This window comes from Paraburkholderia kururiensis JCM 10599 = LMG 19447 (assembly GCF_003986935.1).
Lineage (GTDB): Bacteria > Pseudomonadota > Gammaproteobacteria > Burkholderiales > Burkholderiaceae > Paraburkholderia > Paraburkholderia kururiensis.
Genome location: NZ_RJZE01000024.1, coordinates 84,106 through 101,556, shown reverse-complemented (window position 1 = coordinate 101,556; position 17,451 = coordinate 84,106). Strand labels below are relative to the sequence as shown.

Genomic DNA, 17,451 nt, shown 5'->3' with positions numbered 1-17,451 from the left:
CTATCATCAAGGGCCGCATCGATTCATCGGGCATTCACAAACGAGGAGACCTCATGAGAAGAAATCGGACCACCGCTATCGCGTCAAGCATCGCATCGAGTGCATTGGCCGGCGCCTTGCTCGCCGGCATGGCGGGCTGCGCACAGAATCCCGCAGCGCCGCAGAACGAAGCGAAGGCCACGTCGCGTCTCGATGAAATTCTCGCGCGCGGCACGCTGCGCGCCTGCACCACCGGCGACTACAAGCCCTATTCGTACTACCGGCCGGACGGCCAGTTCGAAGGCATCGACATCGACATGACGCAATCGCTCGCGAAGTCGCTTGGCGTGAAGGCGGAGTTCGTGAAGACGACGTGGTCGAACCTGATGAACGACTTCGTCGCGAAGTGCGATGTGGGTGTGGGCGGTGTCTCGACGACACTCGAAAGACAAAAGCGCGCGTTCTTCACACAGGCTTATCAGATCGACGGCAAGGCACCTATCGTGCGATGCAGCGACGTGAGCCGATACCAGACGGTGGAGCAGATCGATCGGCCCTCGACACGCGTCATCGTCAATCCGGGCGGCACGAACGAACGTTTCGCGAAGCAGTTCTTCCCGCACGCCAACCTCACGGTGTATCCGGACAACGTCACGATCTTCAAGCAAATTCTCGCGGGCAAGGCCGATGTGATGGTGACCGACGCGTCCGAAACGCTTTTGCAGCAGAAGCTGAATCCGGGGCTATGCTCCGTTCATCCCGACAAGCCGTTCCAGTACGGTGAGAAGGCATGGTTGCTGCCTCGCGGCGATGTGGTCTTCCAGCAGTACGTCGATCAATGGCTGCACCTGTTGCGTGCGACGGGCGAGTACCAGTCGATCTCGGACAAGTGGCTGAAGTAACCGTAACCGCGCCCCGAATGCGCGATTCCTGATCGTTTCTTACGACGCATCGTGCGCAATGATTGCGGTATGCATAGCGTGCGATGCGCTCTGAATGCGAGTGTTTCTGAGCCTCTAATTAAGAGATAAAAATACCGGTAAATTCGACCGAAAAACGTCATAAGGACGGCAAAAAAATCGCGGAGAGCCTTATCTGGCGGGCGTTACAACCTGAAACACTTTGTTACCGCGCTACCGGGTTAATTCGCCCACAATGCCCTTCAACGCTTTAACGGTTTCAACACGGATGTGGCCAGGTGTAAGTGTGAGCGGACACGATTCATCGGCCGGTCGGCGTAAGCCGAAGCCCTTCGCAGGGGCATCCTTGCTGGAGCCGTGACACGGCCTGCAGGCCTTCACGAGCGGCTCCTTCATTGGTCTCCTCGCGCTAACCCCGTAGCGTGTGGTTTTTAGCGGGCTCCAGGCCCGCTTTTTTTTTGCCATTTTTCGGGCTCCAGAACATCTTCCTTCGCCCGGAAAACTTCACGCAGTCTTCTGCACCGTGAGATGCAGTTCGTCGATCATGCGCTCGCGCATCACGAACTTCTGAATCTTGCCCGTCACCGTCATCGGCAGTTCATCGACGAAGCGCACGTACTTCGGAATCTTGTAGTGCGCAATCTGACCACGGCAGAACTCCTGAATCTCGTCGGGCGTGGCCTGCTCTCCCGAGCGCAGCACGATCCACGCGCATAGCTCTTCGCCATACTTCTGATCCGGCACACCGAACACCTGCACGGTCTGGATCTTCGGATGGCGGAACAGAAACTCCTCCACTTCGCGCGGGTAAATGTTCTCGCCGCCACGAATGACCATGTCCTTCAGGCGACCCACGATGTTGCAGTAGCCTTCGGCATCGATCGTTGCGAGATCGCCCGTGTGCATCCAGCCATCCACGATGCTTTCCTTCGTCTTTGCGTCGTCGCCCCAGTAGCCGAGCATCACGGAATAGCCCTTCGTGCACAGCTCGCCTGTGTCGCCAACCGGCACCATGTTGCCCAGCGGATCGACGATCTTCACTTCGAGGTGCGGCTGGATGCGGCCTACCGTTGTCGTGCGCTTGTCGAGCGGATCTTGCGTGGAACTCTGGAACGACACAGGGCTCGTTTCCGTCATGCCATAGGCGATGGTGATTTCGCTCAGATGCATCTTCGAGACCACACGCTTCATGGTCTCGATAGGACATGGCGAGCCGGCCATGATGCCGGTGCGCAGACGCGAGAGATCGAACGTCGCGAAATCGGGATGATCCAGTTCCGCGATGAACATGGTGGGTACGCCATGCAGCGCCGTGCACCGTTCTTCGGCAACAGCAGCCAGCGTGGCACGCGGATCGAACGCTTCGCCGGGAAACACCATGTTGGCGCCCACCGAAACGCACGCGAGCACGGCCAACACCATGCCGAAGCAGTGATAAAGCGGCACCGGAATGCAGAGCGCGTCCTGCTCGGTGAGTCGCATCGCCATCGCGATAAAACGCGCATTGTTCACAACGTTGCGATGCGTGAGCGTGGCGCCCTTCGGATTGCCCGTCGTGCCGCTGGTGAACTGGATGTTGATGGGATCGTACCGGTCGAGCGTGGCGCCGATGCCGTCTAGCGTTGCCTTGCCGTTCTGCTCACACCACACGCGGCCGCGCTCCACCACATCGGAGACGGTCAGCATGCCGGGCGTTTCGGTGTCGCACATGCGGATCACCATGCGCAAATCCGGCAGTCGGGCGGCATGCAGGTCGCCCGGCGTTGCGCTCGCGAGTTCGGGGGCAAGCTCCTGCAGCATCTCCAGATACATCGACGTCTTGAAGCGCTCCGCCGAAATGATGGCCTTGCAGCCCACCTTGTTCAGCGCATATTCGAGTTCGTGCAGCCGATAGGCCGGATTGATGTTCACGAGCACCGCGCCGATGCGCGCCGTCGCGAATTGCGTGAGCAGCCATTCGACGCGGTTCGGCGACCAGATGCCGACGCGATCTCCCTTCACGATGCCAAGCGATGCGAGGCCCGCGGCGAGCACGTCCACCTCGTCGGCGAACTCGCGCCACGTCCAGCGAATGCCCTGCTCGCGAAACACCACGGCTGGCCGGTCGGGAAAGCGCTCAACGGTGTCGAGCAGGAACTGCGCGATCGTCGCCTCGCTAAGCGGAATATCGGTTGCGCCGCGCACGTATGAAAGGCCGTCTTTCGGTTCGATACATGCGGACGCGTCGCCGCCCGCAGCTTGCGTTGCCATGGTGCTGTCTCCGTGAGAGGTGAGCTCTCTATTGAAATGAATTTGAAACCGATTCTGCCACTGCTCGATGACGCCACGGCATCAAGTCTTACCCGCAGCGCGCCTGGCCATGTCGATGACGATGGTCACGGCCAGCCAGCGGCGACGGACTCTCGATTTTGCTGACCTTTCCGTAAACGTCAAGTGTGGACGAAAAAAAAGCAGCCACGAAGGCTGCTTTCTTTGACCGTCGTCGCCGAGCGATCAGTGCTGACCGCGCAGCTTGCGCAGACGCTGGATCGCAGCGAGCTGTGCCGTCGCGTACGCAAGTTCCGCCTGAGCGGTGGCGTACTCGATGTTCGAGCCGGTGTTCTGCAGCGCCTCTTCCGCGCGCTTGCGGGCCTGCTCGGCCTTCGCCTCGTCGAGGTCCTTGCCGCGAATCGCCGTGTCGGCCAACACCGTTACTGCGCCCGGCTGCACTTCGAGGATGCCGCCGGCGACGAAAACGAACTCTTCCTCGCCGTTCTCAGCCTCGATGCGCACCGCACCCGGACGAATCCGCGTGATGAGCGGCGTGTGGCCCGGCAGAATGCCGAGCTCGCCCGCTTCGCCCGGCAGCGCGACGAATTTCGCCTGGCCCGAGAAGATCTGCTCTTCCGCGCTGACGACGTCTACCTTGATCGTTGCCATATGTGTCGACTCCTGCCGACGAGTGCGAGCGGCTCGCGCTCACTCTCGTCCATGCAAAGCTGGTTGAGCGTAGGACGGGGCGCTGCGTGTTGTCCGCGTCTTTGCCGCGTCGTGTGTACGACTGCGGCGAGACGAAAACCCACGCGGCGCCCTGCTTCGTTACACCCGACCGTTACTGGATCTTCTTGGCCTTCTCGAAGGCTTCGTCGATCGTGCCGACCATGTAGAACGCCTGCTCCGGCAGGTGGTCGCACTCGCCTTCCACGATCATCTTGAAGCCGCGGATGGTTTCCTTCAGCGGCACGTACTTGCCAGGCGAGCCCGTGAACACTTCAGCAACGTGGAACGGCTGCGACAGGAAACGCTGGATCTTACGTGCACGCGCCACCGACAGCTTGTCTTCCGGCGACAGTTCGTCCATGCCCAGAATCGCGATGATGTCGCGCAGTTCCTTGTAGCGCTGCAGCGTTTGCTGCACGCCGCGCGTGATCGTGTAGTGCTCTTCGCCAATCACGTTCGGGTCGATCTGACGCGAGGTCGAATCGAGCGGGTCCACGGCGGGGTAGATACCGAGCGACGCGATGTCACGCGAAAGCACGACCGTTGCGTCCAGGTGGCCGAAGGTCGTAGCAGGCGACGGGTCGGTCAAGTCGTCCGCAGGCACGTACACGGCTTGCACCGAGGTAATCGAGCCCGTCTTGGTCGACGTGATGCGTTCCTGCAGCTTGCCCATTTCTTCAGCCAGCGTCGGCTGATAACCCACCGCCGACGGCATCCGGCCCAGCAGTGCCGACACTTCCGTACCGGCCAGCGTGAAACGGTAGATGTTGTCGACGAAGAACAGCACGTCGCGGCCTTCGTCGCGGAAGTGCTCGGCCATCGTCAGACCGGTCAGCGCCACGCGCAGACGGTTGCCCGGCGGCTCGTTCATCTGGCCGTACACCAGCGCGACCTTGTCCAGAACGTTGGAGTCCTTCATTTCGTGGTAGAAGTCGTTCCCTTCACGGGTACGCTCGCCCACGCCCGCGAACACGGAGTAACCGCCGTGTTCCTTCGCGATGTTGTTGATGAGCTCCATCATGTTCACGGTCTTGCCCACGCCCGCACCGCCGAACAGACCCACCTTGCCGCCCTTCGCGAACGGGCAGATCAGGTCGATAACCTTGATGCCGGTTTCGAGCAGTTCCGTGGAGGGCGCCAGTTCGTCGAACGCCGGAGCCTTCTGGTGGATCGAGCGCTTGTGTTCGCTTTCGATCGGGCCGGCTTCGTCGATCGGACGGCCGAGCACGTCCATGATGCGGCCGAGCGTCGGCTTGCCGACCGGCACCGAGATCGGGTGGCCGGTGTTCTTGACCATGATGCCGCGGCGCAGACCGTCCGATGCACCCAGACAGATCGTACGCACAACGCCGTCGCCCAGCTGCTGCTGCACTTCCAGCGTCAGCTCCGTGCCTTCCAGAATGAGGGCGTCGTAGACCTTCGGCATGTGCTCACGCGGGAACTCCACGTCGATCACCGCGCCGATGCACTGTACGATCTTGCCTTCTACCAAAGCAGTTGTACTCATCGCTTTTCCTTTAGATACCTGATTCTTCACTCGCGCTAGGGCGCCATCTCGAGCGCCCGGCTACGGGGACGTTTCGTCTCGCGCCTGTCTGGCCGCACCGTCGCGGTCAGACTGCCGCCGCGCCGCTCACGATTTCCGACAGTTCCTTCGTAATCGCGGCCTGACGGCTCTTGTTGTACGAGAGCTGCAGTTCGTTGATCACGGTCTTCGCGTTGTCCGAAGCGGCCTTCATCGCCACCATCCGCGCCGACTGTTCCGAAGCCATGTTTTCGGCCACGGCCTGGTAGACGAGCGCTTCGACGTAGCGCACCAGCAGTTCGTCCACCACGGCCTGCGGGTCCGGCTCGTAGATGTAGTCCCACGAAGTCTTCGGCGTCGTACCGTCGCCTTCCCTGCTTTCGAAGCGCTCGGCCGACAACGGCAGCAGCTGCTCGATCACCGGCTCCTGCTTCATCGTGTTGACGAAGCGCGTGTACGCGAGATACACCGCCGAGATCTTGCCTTCCGAATACTGGTCGAGCTGCACCTTCACCGCGCCGATCAGCTTTTCGAGGTGCGGCGTGTCGCCCATCTGCACGACGTTCGACACCACCTTCGCGCGGATACGGTTCAGAAAACCGAGACCCTTGCTACCGATCGCCGTTGCCTCGATCGACTTGCCTTCGCCTTCGAGTTCCTTGAACTTGTTCAGCGTGGCACGCAGCACGTTCGTGTTCATGCCGCCGCACAGACCCTTGTCCGTCGTGACGAGAATCACGCCCGCCGTCTTCGCCCCGGTGTTGGCCACCATGAACGGATGACGATACTCGGGGTTCGCGCTGCTCATGTGCGCAGCGATGTCGCGGACCTTGTCGGCATACGGGCGAGCAGCGCGCATGCGCTCCTGAGCGCGGCGCATCTTGGACGCGGCCACCATCTCCATCGCCTTCGTGATCTTGCGCGTGTTTTGCACGCTCTTGATCTTGCCGCGAATTTCCTTCATTCCAGCCATTGCTTGCTCCTTGATCGAAGCGCGGCGGGTGCACTTGCGTGCCGCCCGCTGCGCCTCCAGGTCCGTTTATCGTTGATGACTCGCGGACAGGGGATCAATATGCGCCGGACTTCTTGAAGTCCTTGATCGCGGCATGCAGCGCGCTCTCGTCGTCCTTCGACAGGTCCTTCGTGTCCTCGATACGCTTCACGAGGTCGGCATGGCTCGTCTTCAGGAATTCGCGCAGGCCCTTTTCGAAGGCCAGCACGTCCTTCACTTCGAGGTCGTCGAGGTAGCCGTTGTTCGCGGCGAACAGCGACACAGCCAGTTCCCACACCTGCAGCGGCAGGTATTGCGGCTGCTTGAGCAGTTCCGTCACGCGGCGGCCGCGCTCCAGCTGCTTGCGGGTTGCTTCGTCGAGGTCCGACGCGAACTGCGCGAACGCGGCGAGTTCACGATACTGCGCGAGGTCGGTACGAATACCGCCGGAGAGCTTCTTCACGACCTTCGTCTGCGCCGCACCACCCACGCGCGACACCGACACGCCGGCGTTAATGGCGGGGCGGATACCTGCGTTGAAGAGGTCGGTTTCGAGGAAGATCTGGCCGTCCGTAATCGAGATCACGTTCGTCGGAACGAACGCGGTCACGTCGCCGGCTTGCGTTTCGATCACGGGCAGTGCCGTGAGCGAGCCGCTCTTGCCCTTCACTTCGCCGTTCGTGAACTTCTCGACGTACTCTTCCGAGACGCGAGCGGCACGCTCGAGCAGACGCGAGTGCAGATAGAACACGTCGCCCGGGTAAGCTTCACGGCCCGGCGGGCGGCGCAGCAGCAGCGAGATCTGACGATACGCCCAGGCTTGCTTGGTCAAGTCGTCGTAAATGATCAGCGCGTCCTGGCCGCGGTCGCGGAAGTATTCGCCCATCGTGCAGCCCGAGTACGGCGCGAGGTATTGCATCGCTGCCGATTCCGAAGCCGACGCTGCGACCACGATCGTGTATTCGAGTGCGCCCGTTTCTTCGAGCTTGCGCACCACGTTCATGATCGACGAAGCCTTCTGGCCGATCGCGACGTAGATACAGATCAGGTCCTTGCCCTTCTGGTTGATGATCGCGTCGACAGCCACCGCCGTCTTGCCGGTCTGGCGGTCGCCGATGATCAGCTCACGCTGGCCGCGGCCGATCGGCACCATCGAGTCGATCGACTTCAGACCCGTTTGCACCGGTTGCGACACCGACTTACGCCAGATCACGCCCGGGGCGATCTTTTCGACCGCGTCGGTCAGCTTCGCGTTGATCGGGCCTTTGCCGTCGATGGGGTTGCCGAGGGCGTCGACCACGCGGCCGATCAGCTCCGGACCCACCGGCACTTCGAGAATGCGGCCCGTCGTCTTGACGATGTCGCCTTCCGAGATGTGCTCGTACTCGCCCAGAATCACCGCGCCGACCGAGTCGCGCTCGAGGTTCAGTGCGAGGCCGAAGGTGTTGCCCGGGAATTCGAGCATTTCGCCCTGCATCACGTCCGACAGGCCGTGGATGCGCACGATACCGTCGGTCACGGAAATCACGGTGCCCTGGTTGCGAACGTCCGCGCTCGCTTCAAGGCCCTGGATCCGGCTCTTGATCAGCTCGCTGATCTCAGAGGGATTGAGTTGCATTATTCGCTCCTGATAATCAATTCTGTTGCGTGCCAGCGGGCATGCGCGTCAGGCGGTAAGAGCCGTCTGCATGCGGGCGAGCCGCGCGCGGACCGAGGTATCGAGCACTTCGTCACCGACCGTAACGCGCACGCCGCCGATCAGCGACGAATCGACTTCTACGGTGGGTTTCAGCTTGCGTTGGAACTTGCGTTCGAGGCTGGCGACCAGCTGGTTCAACGGCTCGCCCTCGAGCGGAAAGGCGCTGACGATCAGCACATCCGCCGCGCCTTCACGGGCGTTCTTCAACTCTTCGAACTGCTGCGCGATTTCCGGCAACAACTGCAGCCGATGGTTGTCGACGAGCATCTGGACGAAATTCTTGGCCTGCGGGCTGTCCTTCAGCGGCGACTTCACCGCGCTGAGCAGCAGCTCGCTCACCTGCTGACGGCCAACTTTCGGGCTCGATGCGATCGACAGCACTTCGGGCAGACGCGCAACCTGTGCCAGCTCCTCTACGAGCGTGGACCAGGCGGCGATGTCACCAGCTTCGGCCACGCCGAACAGCGCTTCCGCATACGGGCGGGCAACGGTTGCAAGTTCGGCCATGATCAGAGCTCGGCTTTGAGTTGATTGAGCAGTTCGGCGTGCGCCGTCTGGTCGATCTCGCGCTTCAGGATCTGCTCGGCGCCCTTCACGGCGAGTGCGGCCACTTCGGCACGCAGCGTTTCGCGCGCCTTCACGACTTGCTGCTCGGCATCCGCCTTGGCCTGCGCGACGATGCGTGCGGCTTCGGCCTGGGCCTGCGCCTTGATTTCGTCGGCGACCACGACAGCGCGCTTTTCCGCTTCGGCGATACGTTGCTGACCCTCGTTGCGCGCCACAGCGAGTTCTTCGCCGACGCGCTTGTGCGCTGCTTCGAGTTCGTGTTTGCCCTTCTCGGCGGCGGCGAGGCCGTCGGCGATCTTCTTCGAGCGCTCGTCGAGGGCGTTGATCAGCGGCGGCCACACGAACTTCATCGTGAACCACGCGAGGATCAGGAACACGACCATTTGCGCAAACAAGGTTGCGTTGAGATTCACGGTGTTTCCTTAAACGTTGCGTTTTTCAGGGAATTGAAACGGCAAGGCGCTCATCGATGCGAACTCGATCAGCGCCCCGGCACCCGTTCCGCCCTGCGCCTCATCCCTGTTATAGACGAGGCGCAACTTTCCGGGGAACCTTAGCCTGCGAGCTTCGAGAGCAGGGGGTTCGCGAACGCAAACAGCATTGCCACACCAACGCCAATCAGGAACGCCGCGTCGATCAGACCAGCCAGCAGGAACATCTTCGTCTGCAGCGGGTTCATCAGTTCAGGCTGGCGGGCGCAGGCTTCGATGTACTTGCCTCCCATCAGGCCGATACCGATACAGGCGCCGATTGCACCCAGGCCGATGATGATGCCGATACCGATGGCGGTCAGACCCTGGATGTTGGCGATGAAAGCTTGCATGATCACTCCTTGTTGAAAGTTCTTGGGAACTGGGATTTGGAAATTAACTGAAACTCAAAGCGGTTCTGACGCGCGCGTTAGTGCGAGTCGTGTGCCTGGCCGATGTACACCAGCGTCAGCATCATGAAAATGAACGCCTGCAGCAGCACGATCAGGATGTGGAAGATGGCCCACACGCTGCCGGCGATCACGTGGCCGATGAAGCCAAGCACCGTCGTGTCCGCGCCGAAGGTCCAGATGCTGCCGAGCAGGGCAATCAGCAGGAACAGCAGTTCACCCGCGTACATGTTGCCGAACAGCCGCATGCCGAGCGAAACCGTCTTCGCGACGAACTCGATGATGTTCAGTGCAAGGTTCGGAATCCACAGCAGCGGATGCGAGCCGAACGGAGCGGAGACGAGTTCATGGATGAAGCCGCCGGCGCCCTTGATCTTGAGGTTGTAATAGATCATCAGCACGAACACGCCGAGCGCGATGCCGATGGTGCCGTTGAGGTCGGCGGTCGGCACGATGCGGTGGTGCGTGATGACGTCCGACAGACCCAGCCAGCCGATCACCCGGCCCGGGAGGTCGACGGGAATGAAGTCGAGGGAGTTCATGAGCGCGACCCAGACGAACACGGTCAGCGCGAGCGGAGCGATGAATTTGCGGTTGCCGTGGATCATCGCCTTCGATTGATCCTCGACCATTTCAACCAGCATTTCGACGGCGCACTGGAAGCGGCCCGGAACGCCGGACGTCGCCTTGCGCGCAGCAAGACGCAGGATCAGGATCGTGACGAGGCCGCACAGAATGGACCAGAACAGCGTGTCCAGATTCCAGACGTGAAGGTCGAAGATCGACGTCTGGTGCGAGGTGGAAAAGTTCTGCAAGTGGTGCGCAATGTACTCGGACGGATCCAGAGCGCGCGTGCCTTCGCTAGCTGCCATATTATTAACGCCACCCAAATTGTCGAAAATCGTTTTCCGGCCGCTTTCGTCCGTACATGTGTGACGAAAGCGCGCCGCCGCGGACCGTGCGGGTCATGTTGACCACACCGGCCGGCCCGCGCTCCTCATGGCCGCCGCAACGTGAGGCGCCGGCCTGTTGTCTCTTCTGCTGCGCATTGCGTCGCGGTTATCCGCGCCACGGTGCGCTTCACGCTCAACGCCATGCGAGCGCAATCCAGTACGTCTTTAGCGCGATCAGGTAGGTCACGAGCAGCGGAACCCACTGCACGTCGCGATACCAAAACGCGATGGCAACGAACATCGCGATGGTCGCGCCCATCTTGAACGCTTCGCCGAGCATCCAGTTCATCACCGTGGCACCCGCGCCCGGCGTCTTCAGCCGCGCGGCGAACAGTGCACCCGGGACCCAGCAAATCGCTCCCCCCAGGAAGGCTGACAGCGCAGCAGCGCCCGGCGGCTTGTAGAACAGCCACCACACCAGCGTAGCAACCAGGGACAAAACCACTTGCGCAGCCACAACCCGGAAGGGCGTGACGCGCGATGGGCGACTCACATTGGGACCGAACAGCTTTTCGGCTTCGATCCGCGTGAGCGGAACGATGTTGTTGTTATCCTGCTGGTCGGCATCCCACTGCGCGTTGTAATCGGTGCGCCCGGACGCGGAATCTGCGCTTGGTCCGTCTTGCGTGCCGCCAGGAAAATTCTTTCCGCCCGGCCCGTTCAACGCTTGGCCCGGCCTTCCTTCTGGCCTGTGAGCCGCCATCGCCATGTCCGCAAAAGTCCAGAGTTTTAGCCCGCCCGCTTACGCTGCGCTTACGTGGCTGCCTACCAAATAAATCCGGGCGATTGTAAGCGATAGTTGCAGCCAATTCAAGATTTTAGGTCGTTCAATAAACCCGTGAAACGAGGCTTCATGATGCGAAAAAGCAGCCTCAAAACAGGGGCTCGGCGGCAACTGTAAGGGACTCTGTCAACAGCTCGCCAACCGGTCGCAAGACGTCGTCCCAGGCGCCTGCCTGGGACTCTATGCAACGTCGTCGCCCATGCTGGCTGCATGGGAAATCGCGATGGGTCGGGGTCGGTCGCAGCGTTTTCGATAAGAGACGTTCGCGGGCCCGCAGGCAACGCCCGTGCGCGGTCCCGGCAATCTGCTCGCCTCAAAACTGCAACAGCAGCCAGCCACCCAGTACTGCGCTCACCAGCCAGAACGGCACAGAAACGAGATGAAACGGCAGCCACATGCCGCGCTCGCCGGAAAGGCGCACGGCAATCAGATTCGCGAGCGAGCCGATGGCGATGCCGAAACCGCCCACGCTCACACCGAACGCGAGCGCGCGCCAATCTTTGGTGAACTCGGCCAGCATGATCGCGGCGGGCACATTGCTGATTCCCTGCGACAGCACCGCCCCTGCGACATAAGCGCGCAGTGGCGTGCCAAGCCCGATGCGTCCGATCGCGTCGTGCACCCACGGCAGCGCGGCCGCGCTGCGCAGCACAATGAACATCAGCACGAAGATGAGCAGCAACAGCCAGTCGATCTTCAGCACCACGCGCGGGCGCCAGAACAGGAAGCCCGCTGCCACGCCGGCGAGTGCGATGCCGGCGCGATGCGCGTCCGCCAGCAGCACGAACGCCACAAACAGCACGGCGGCCACGCCGGCGACGCGCCGGTCCACGGCGTGAGGCTCCACATCCGTCGACAGATCGAGCGGCTTGGCGCGAAACCCCACTGCCGTGAGCACAAAGAGCATCGTCATCAGGACGGCGCACAGCGGCGCGAGCGCAATCACGAAGCGGCCGAACGAAACGCCGCTCGTCTGCCAGAGAAAGAGGTTCTGCGGATTGCCGAGCGGGGTGAGGATCGACCCTGCGTTGACCGCGAGCGCGATGTAGATCACGAGCCGCCGCACGGGCAACGGCGTCAGCCGGTTCAGCGACAGCACGAGCGGCACGACGACGAAAAGGGCGACGTCGTTGGTGAGCAGCGTCGAGAGTGCGGCCGCAAGCGCGATCAGCAGAAACGCGAGCGCGCGTTCGGAGTGGATGTGATGCACCACGCGATGCGCGAGCCACATCAGGAATCCTGAGTATTCGACGGCCTTTGTGAGAATCAGCAACCCCGTCAGCGTGAGCACGGTCTGCCAGTCGATCAGGCCTGGCAGCGACGCCCATTCACGAGGATGGAAAAGTTGCAGCGCGGCAAGCGCGATCACGAGGATCGCGAGGACCGGCTCTTTGGCAGCAAGTGCAAGAGCGGCACCCACGGGGCCGCCCCGCGTCTTCGCGGTAGGTTCGGAAACTGGCACGATGGAACGACCTGAGATGGGCGGCGTTTTGGACAGCCGGACAGGAGACCGCCTCAAGCGGCGGCCATGTTCCCGCGCAGGCGCGCGAGAATGCCTTCGAGCGAGTCGAGATCGCCGAAGTCGATGGTCACCTGACCACGACCGCGGCGTCCCAGCTTGATCTTGACGGTCGACGCGAGCAGGTCGGACAGCTCTTCCTCGAGACGCCGCGTGTCGCGCCCACCGTCATGATTGGCACGCGCCTTCACGGCGGGCGCGGCCTTGGTGGTCGCCGTCACGAGCTTTTCGGTCTCGCGCACGGACATCCGCTTGTTCACCACCTGGTTGGCGAGCGCGATCTGGGTTGCGGCGTCCACGGCAAGCAGCGCGCGCGCGTGGCCCATGTCGAGATCGCCGGCCAACAGCATGGTCTGCACAGGCGCAGCGAGATTCAGCAGACGCAGCAGGTTCGACACCGCGCTACGCGAACGTCCCACCGATTCGGCCGCCTGCTCGTGCGTGAAATTGAATTCGTCGAGCAGGCGCTGGATACCCTGCGCCTCTTCGAGCGGATTCAGGTCTTCGCGCTGGATGTTTTCGATCAGCGCCATTGCGGCGGCAGCCTGGTCCGGCACGTCCTTCACGAGTACCGGCACTTCGTCGAGGCCTGCAAGGCGTGCCGCACGGAAGCGCCGCTCGCCCGCAATGATCTCGAACTTGTCCACTGCAACCGGACGCACGAGGATCGGCTGCATCAGGCCCTGCGCGCGGATACTGGCGGCAAGCTCCTGCAGTGCACCCTCGTCCATTCGTGTGCGCGGCTGGTACTTGCCTGGCTGAAGCTTCGCAAGCGGCAGCGTGTTCGGCGCGCCCTCGATCTTCACGGCCTCGGTGATGTCGGCGCTGCCGCCTAGCAGCGCTTCGAGTCCGCGGCCCAGTCCCTTCTTCCTTGCTACTGCGTTCATGGTGCTTCCCCGCTCCGCTTTGGGTGAAAGGCCGCGCGTCATAGTGCGCGCACCCGCTCAATCATTTCCGCGCCGAACTGTACGTACGCCTGCGCGCCGCGCGATGCGCTGTCGAACACCACACCCGGCAGCCCGTAGCTGGGCGCCTCGGCAAGCCGCACGTTGCGCGGGATCACGGCGTCGAACACCTTGTCGCCGAAGTGTTCCTTCAACTGGTCGGAAACCTGCTGCTGCAACGTGATGCGTGGATCGAACATCACGCGCAGCAAGCCGATGACCTTCAAATCCCGATTCAGGTTCGCGTGAACCTGTTTGATGGTGTTGACGAGGTCGGAGAGGCCTTCCAGCGCGAAGTACTCGCACTGCATGGGGATGACCACGCCGTGCGCTGCGCACAGTCCGTTCAGCGTCAGCAGCGAGAGCGCAGGCGGGCAATCGATGAGCACGAAGTCGTACTCGTGCTCGACGTTCGCGAGTGCCTGCTTCAACTGACGTTCACGGTTTTCGACCGTCACGAGCTCCACTTCCGCGCCGGCCAGCTCGCGGTTGGCGGGCAACACGTCGTACGTAACCGCCGCGGGACGCACACGGGCGTCGGCCACCGAAACGCCATCAACCAGCACCTCGTACACCGTGTTTTCGCAGGCGGCCTTGTCGATGCCGCTACCCATGGTGGCGTTGCCCTGCGGGTCCAGGTCGATGAGCAGAACCCGCTGTCCCTGCGCTGCGAGGCTCGCGGCAAGATTCACTGTTGTCGTCGTCTTCCCGACTCCGCCCTTCTGGTTCGCCACGCAGAAGATTTTTGCCATCGTTTGTGTGTCCCTGTTTGCTGCTGGTTTGCTGCGTGAATGCTGCCTGGGTGTCGCTGTTTCTCGTCCGATTGCTGCAAAGCCTGGTAGCGGCGGTGCCTAATAGTCGCCATCCCCGGCCTTCTTATGGCAAATTACCCCTTTTCCCTGCTTCAACTGCCATCCTCAGCTTTTCCGCTCGCGCTCATTGGCGCCACGCCGCCCGCATCGACCCGTACCTCGACAAGATGCCGCTCAGCGTCCAGAAACGGCACATCGAGACGCACAACCTGGGTCGCGCGCGAACCGGCTGGCAGGCGAGCGATCTCCGCATCGGGTCGCACGCCCTTCATAGCCCAGATCGCACCGCGATCGGAAACAAGGTTGCGGGCAAGTGTAACGAAATCCGCGAGTTCTGCGAATGCGCGCGAGACGATCACGTCGAATTTTCCCGGCACTTCGATGCCGGGACGAAGCGACTCGACACGGCCAGTCACGACAGAAAGATTGGTGAGACCAAGCTCGGCCTTGGCCTGCGACTGAAAGGCCGTCTTCTTGTGGACGATGTCGTTCAGCGTAATGGACCACTGCGGCAGCGCGATAGCGAGCACGATTCCCGGCAACCCGCCGCCGGAACCGACGTCCAGCACAGACACGGCGCTCTCGCGCGGCAACTCGGGCGCGAGGTGCGGCACGATGGCGAGCGAATCGAGCACATGCTGGATCAGCATCTGGCGCGGATCGCGAATCGCCGTCAGGTTGTAGACGGCGTTCCACTTTGCGAGCAGCGCGACATAATCGAGCAGCGCCGCTCGCTGCGCGTCCGTCAGGTCGATACGCAGTCGATCCGCCCCCTCCGCCAGCATGGCGGCAAGCGCTTCACGATCGACAACGAAAGAAAGGCGTCCGTGGCGACCCGTCATTGGGCCACCGACGTGCCGCTGTCGTTGCCCTGCTCGCCCGCCGCCTGGCGGCGTCGACCCAAGCCGCGCTTCAGATGAACCATGAGCAGCGAAATCGCAGCCGGCGTAATGCCCGAAATGCGCGAGGCCTGCCCGATGGTCTCGGGACGGAACTGATTCAGCTTCTGGCGGGCCTCGAACGAGAGGCCGCGCACTTCGGCGTAATCGATGCCTTCAGGCAGCCGGGTATTCTCGTGCGCGCCATTACGCTCGATCTCGTCGGCCTGCCGATCGATGTAGCCCTGATATTTGATGCCGATCTCGATCTGCTCCTTGATCTGTGCGAGCAGCACCTCGTCGTCGGCAAGCGACGTTTCCGGTCGACACGCGCCGTCTTGCAGACCGCACACGCCGTCGTAGCTCACACCCGGGCGACGCAGCAGATCAGCAAGGTTGTACTCGCGGTCGATCGGCTTGCCGAGCAGCGCAGTCGCCTCTTCGGCGGAGAGAGTCTTCGGGTTCACCCACGTTGTCCGCAGCCGCTCTGTTTCACGTGAAACAGCGTCACGCTTGCGACTAAAAGCGTCCCAACGCGCGTCGTCGACGACACCCAGCTCACGGCCGATCTCGGTGAGCCGCATGTCGGCGTTGTCTTCCCGCAGGCTCAGGCGATACTCCGCCCGACTCGTGAACATGCGATACGGCTCCGACACGCCGCGCGTAACGAGGTCATCCACGAGCACGCCGAGATAAGCCTGGTCGCGGCGCGGGCACCACGCGTCTTTGCCTTGCACCTGCAAACCGGCGTTGATGCCAGCCAGCAGCCCTTGCGCGGCCGCCTCTTCATATCCTGTCGTGCCATTGATCTGGCCCGCAAAGAACAGACCGCTGATCACCTTGGTTTCCAGCGACGCCTTCAACCCACGCGGATCGAAGTAGTCGTACTCGATTGCGTAGCCAGGCCGCAGGATATGCGCGTGCTCCAACCCACGCATGGAGCGCACTAGTTCAAGCTGCACGTCGAACGGCAGGCTTGTCGAAATGCCATTGGGGTAGAACTCGTTCGTCGTCAGCCCTTCGGGCTCCAGGAAGATCTGATGCGACTCCTTCGACGCGAAGCGATGAATCTTGTCTTCGATGGACGGGCAATAACGCGGGCCCACGCCTTCGATCACCCCGGTGTACATCGGTGAACGGTCCAAGCCACCGCGAATGATGTCATGCGTCTGCGCATTCGTATGCGTCACCCAGCACGGCACCTGCCGCGGATGCTGCTCCGCACGGCCAAGGAACGAGAACACCGGTATCGGATCGAGGTCGCCGGGCTGCTCCTCGAGCTTCGAGAAATCGATCGTCCGCCCGTCGATGCGCGGCGGCGTGCCGGTCTTGAGCCGCCCTTGCGGCAGCTTCAGCTCTTTAAGTCGCGCCGACAGCGTGACAGCCGCCGGATCGCCGGCGCGTCCACCAGTGTAGTTGTTGAGCCCGACGTGAATCTTGCCATCCAGGAACGTCCCAGCCGTCAGCACGACGGCGCGCGCGCGGAACCGAAGGCCAACCTGCGTCACGGCGCCCACGACGCGGTCGCCCTCCACCATCAAATCTTCAACAGCCTGCTGGAACAGCCAAAGATTCGGCTGATTTTCGAGGCGTCGACGAATGGCCTGCTTGTACAGCAGCCGGTCCGCCTGCGCACGCGTGGCGCGCACCGCAGGCCCCTTCGAGGAATTGAGAATGCGGAACTGGATGCCGCCCTCGTCCGTGGCTGCCGCCATCGCGCCGCCCAGGGCATCCACCTCTTTCACGAGATGGCCCTTGCCGATGCCGCCAATCGACGGATTGCAGCTCATCTGGCCGAGCGTTTCGATGTTGTGCGTCAGCAGGAGCGTCTTGACGCCCATGCGGGCGGCGGCAAGCGCGGCCTCCGTGCCGGCATGACCGCCGCCGACGACGATGACGTCGAATTCTGTTGGATAAAGCATGGTGATCCCACGCATGAACCTGCGTGAGCCTTTCGAGAAAATGGGTATGCGCGAATTATAGCGGGTTAGCGTTTTCGGCCGTTCCGGTCCGAATTTGGT

General features: G+C 62.2%; 16 protein-coding genes. 1 reads left to right on the top strand and 15 read right to left on the bottom strand.

The window, feature by feature from the left end:
- The first annotated feature begins 128 nt into the window (after positions 1 to 128).
- Complete coding sequence (locus tag PKKP23_RS25925) at positions 129 to 881, top strand: transporter substrate-binding domain-containing protein (protein ID WP_051061918.1); 753 nt, start codon at positions 129 to 131, stop codon at positions 879 to 881.
- A gap of 522 nt (positions 882 to 1,403) precedes the next feature.
- Here the strand turns inward: PKKP23_RS25925 and PKKP23_RS25920 are convergent.
- The 15 genes from PKKP23_RS25920 to mnmG form a co-directional block, all read right to left on the bottom strand.
- A complete protein-coding gene (locus PKKP23_RS25920) occupies positions 1,404 to 3,149 on the bottom strand; it encodes an AMP-binding protein (protein ID WP_126878982.1) in 1,746 nt (581 codons plus the stop codon).
- A gap of 243 nt (positions 3,150 to 3,392) precedes the next feature.
- Positions 3,393 to 3,818 (bottom strand): F0F1 ATP synthase subunit epsilon, encoded by a 426-nt coding sequence (locus PKKP23_RS25915; RefSeq protein WP_017772241.1) that lies wholly within the window; start codon positions 3,816 to 3,818, stop codon positions 3,393 to 3,395.
- A 172-nt stretch (positions 3,819 to 3,990) separates the two neighbouring features.
- Positions 3,991 to 5,385 carry a F0F1 ATP synthase subunit beta gene (gene atpD / locus PKKP23_RS25910; protein WP_026120933.1) on the bottom strand — a complete coding sequence of 465 codons (1,395 nt, stop codon included), beginning with the start codon at positions 5,383 to 5,385 and terminating at the stop codon, positions 3,991 to 3,993.
- Positions 5,386 to 5,491: 106 nt separating this feature from the next.
- A complete protein-coding gene (atpG, locus tag PKKP23_RS25905) occupies positions 5,492 to 6,376 on the bottom strand; it encodes a F0F1 ATP synthase subunit gamma (RefSeq protein WP_026120934.1) in 885 nt (294 codons plus the stop codon).
- Positions 6,377 to 6,470: 94 nt separating this feature from the next.
- Positions 6,471 to 8,012: a F0F1 ATP synthase subunit alpha gene (atpA, locus tag PKKP23_RS25900; RefSeq protein ID WP_017772244.1), complete on the bottom strand. Its 1,542-nt coding sequence runs from the start codon at positions 8,010 to 8,012 to the stop codon at positions 6,471 to 6,473.
- Between the two features lie 48 nt (positions 8,013 to 8,060).
- Complete coding sequence (locus tag PKKP23_RS25895) at positions 8,061 to 8,600, bottom strand: F0F1 ATP synthase subunit delta (RefSeq protein WP_017772245.1); 540 nt, start codon at positions 8,598 to 8,600, stop codon at positions 8,061 to 8,063.
- Positions 8,601 to 8,602: 2 nt separating this feature from the next.
- Positions 8,603 to 9,073: a F0F1 ATP synthase subunit B gene (locus tag PKKP23_RS25890; RefSeq protein WP_017772246.1), complete on the bottom strand. Its 471-nt coding sequence runs from the start codon at positions 9,071 to 9,073 to the stop codon at positions 8,603 to 8,605.
- Between the two features lie 140 nt (positions 9,074 to 9,213).
- On the bottom strand, positions 9,214 to 9,483 hold the full coding sequence (gene atpE, locus PKKP23_RS25885) for a F0F1 ATP synthase subunit C (RefSeq protein WP_007180033.1): 270 nt from the start codon (positions 9,481 to 9,483) through the stop codon (positions 9,214 to 9,216).
- A 77-nt stretch (positions 9,484 to 9,560) separates the two neighbouring features.
- Complete coding sequence (atpB, locus tag PKKP23_RS25880) at positions 9,561 to 10,412, bottom strand: F0F1 ATP synthase subunit A (protein ID WP_017772247.1); 852 nt, start codon at positions 10,410 to 10,412, stop codon at positions 9,561 to 9,563.
- Between the two features lie 214 nt (positions 10,413 to 10,626).
- On the bottom strand, positions 10,627 to 11,196 hold the full coding sequence (locus tag PKKP23_RS25875; protein ID WP_411829033.1) for an ATP synthase subunit I: 570 nt from the start codon (positions 11,194 to 11,196) through the stop codon (positions 10,627 to 10,629).
- 394 nt (positions 11,197 to 11,590) lie between these two features.
- Positions 11,591 to 12,697, bottom strand: coding sequence for an SLC13 family permease (locus tag PKKP23_RS25870; protein WP_017772249.1), 1,107 nt, complete (start codon positions 12,695 to 12,697; stop codon positions 11,591 to 11,593).
- A 95-nt stretch (positions 12,698 to 12,792) separates the two neighbouring features.
- Positions 12,793 to 13,683: a ParB/RepB/Spo0J family partition protein gene (locus PKKP23_RS25865; protein ID WP_126878981.1), complete on the bottom strand. Its 891-nt coding sequence runs from the start codon at positions 13,681 to 13,683 to the stop codon at positions 12,793 to 12,795.
- 38 nt (positions 13,684 to 13,721) lie between these two features.
- Positions 13,722 to 14,492, bottom strand: coding sequence for a ParA family protein (locus PKKP23_RS25860; protein WP_017772251.1), 771 nt, complete (start codon positions 14,490 to 14,492; stop codon positions 13,722 to 13,724).
- A 152-nt stretch (positions 14,493 to 14,644) separates the two neighbouring features.
- Positions 14,645 to 15,394, bottom strand: coding sequence for a 16S rRNA (guanine(527)-N(7))-methyltransferase RsmG (gene rsmG / locus PKKP23_RS25855; RefSeq protein WP_126878980.1), 750 nt, complete (start codon positions 15,392 to 15,394; stop codon positions 14,645 to 14,647).
- The gene (mnmG, locus tag PKKP23_RS25850; protein ID WP_026120935.1) at positions 15,391 to 17,352 is read right to left on the bottom strand and encodes a tRNA uridine-5-carboxymethylaminomethyl(34) synthesis enzyme MnmG; all 1,962 of its coding nucleotides are present in this window, start codon (positions 17,350 to 17,352) and stop codon (positions 15,391 to 15,393) included. Before mnmG ends, rsmG begins: the two co-directional genes overlap by 4 nt.
- Positions 17,353 to 17,451: the final 99 nt, after the last annotated feature.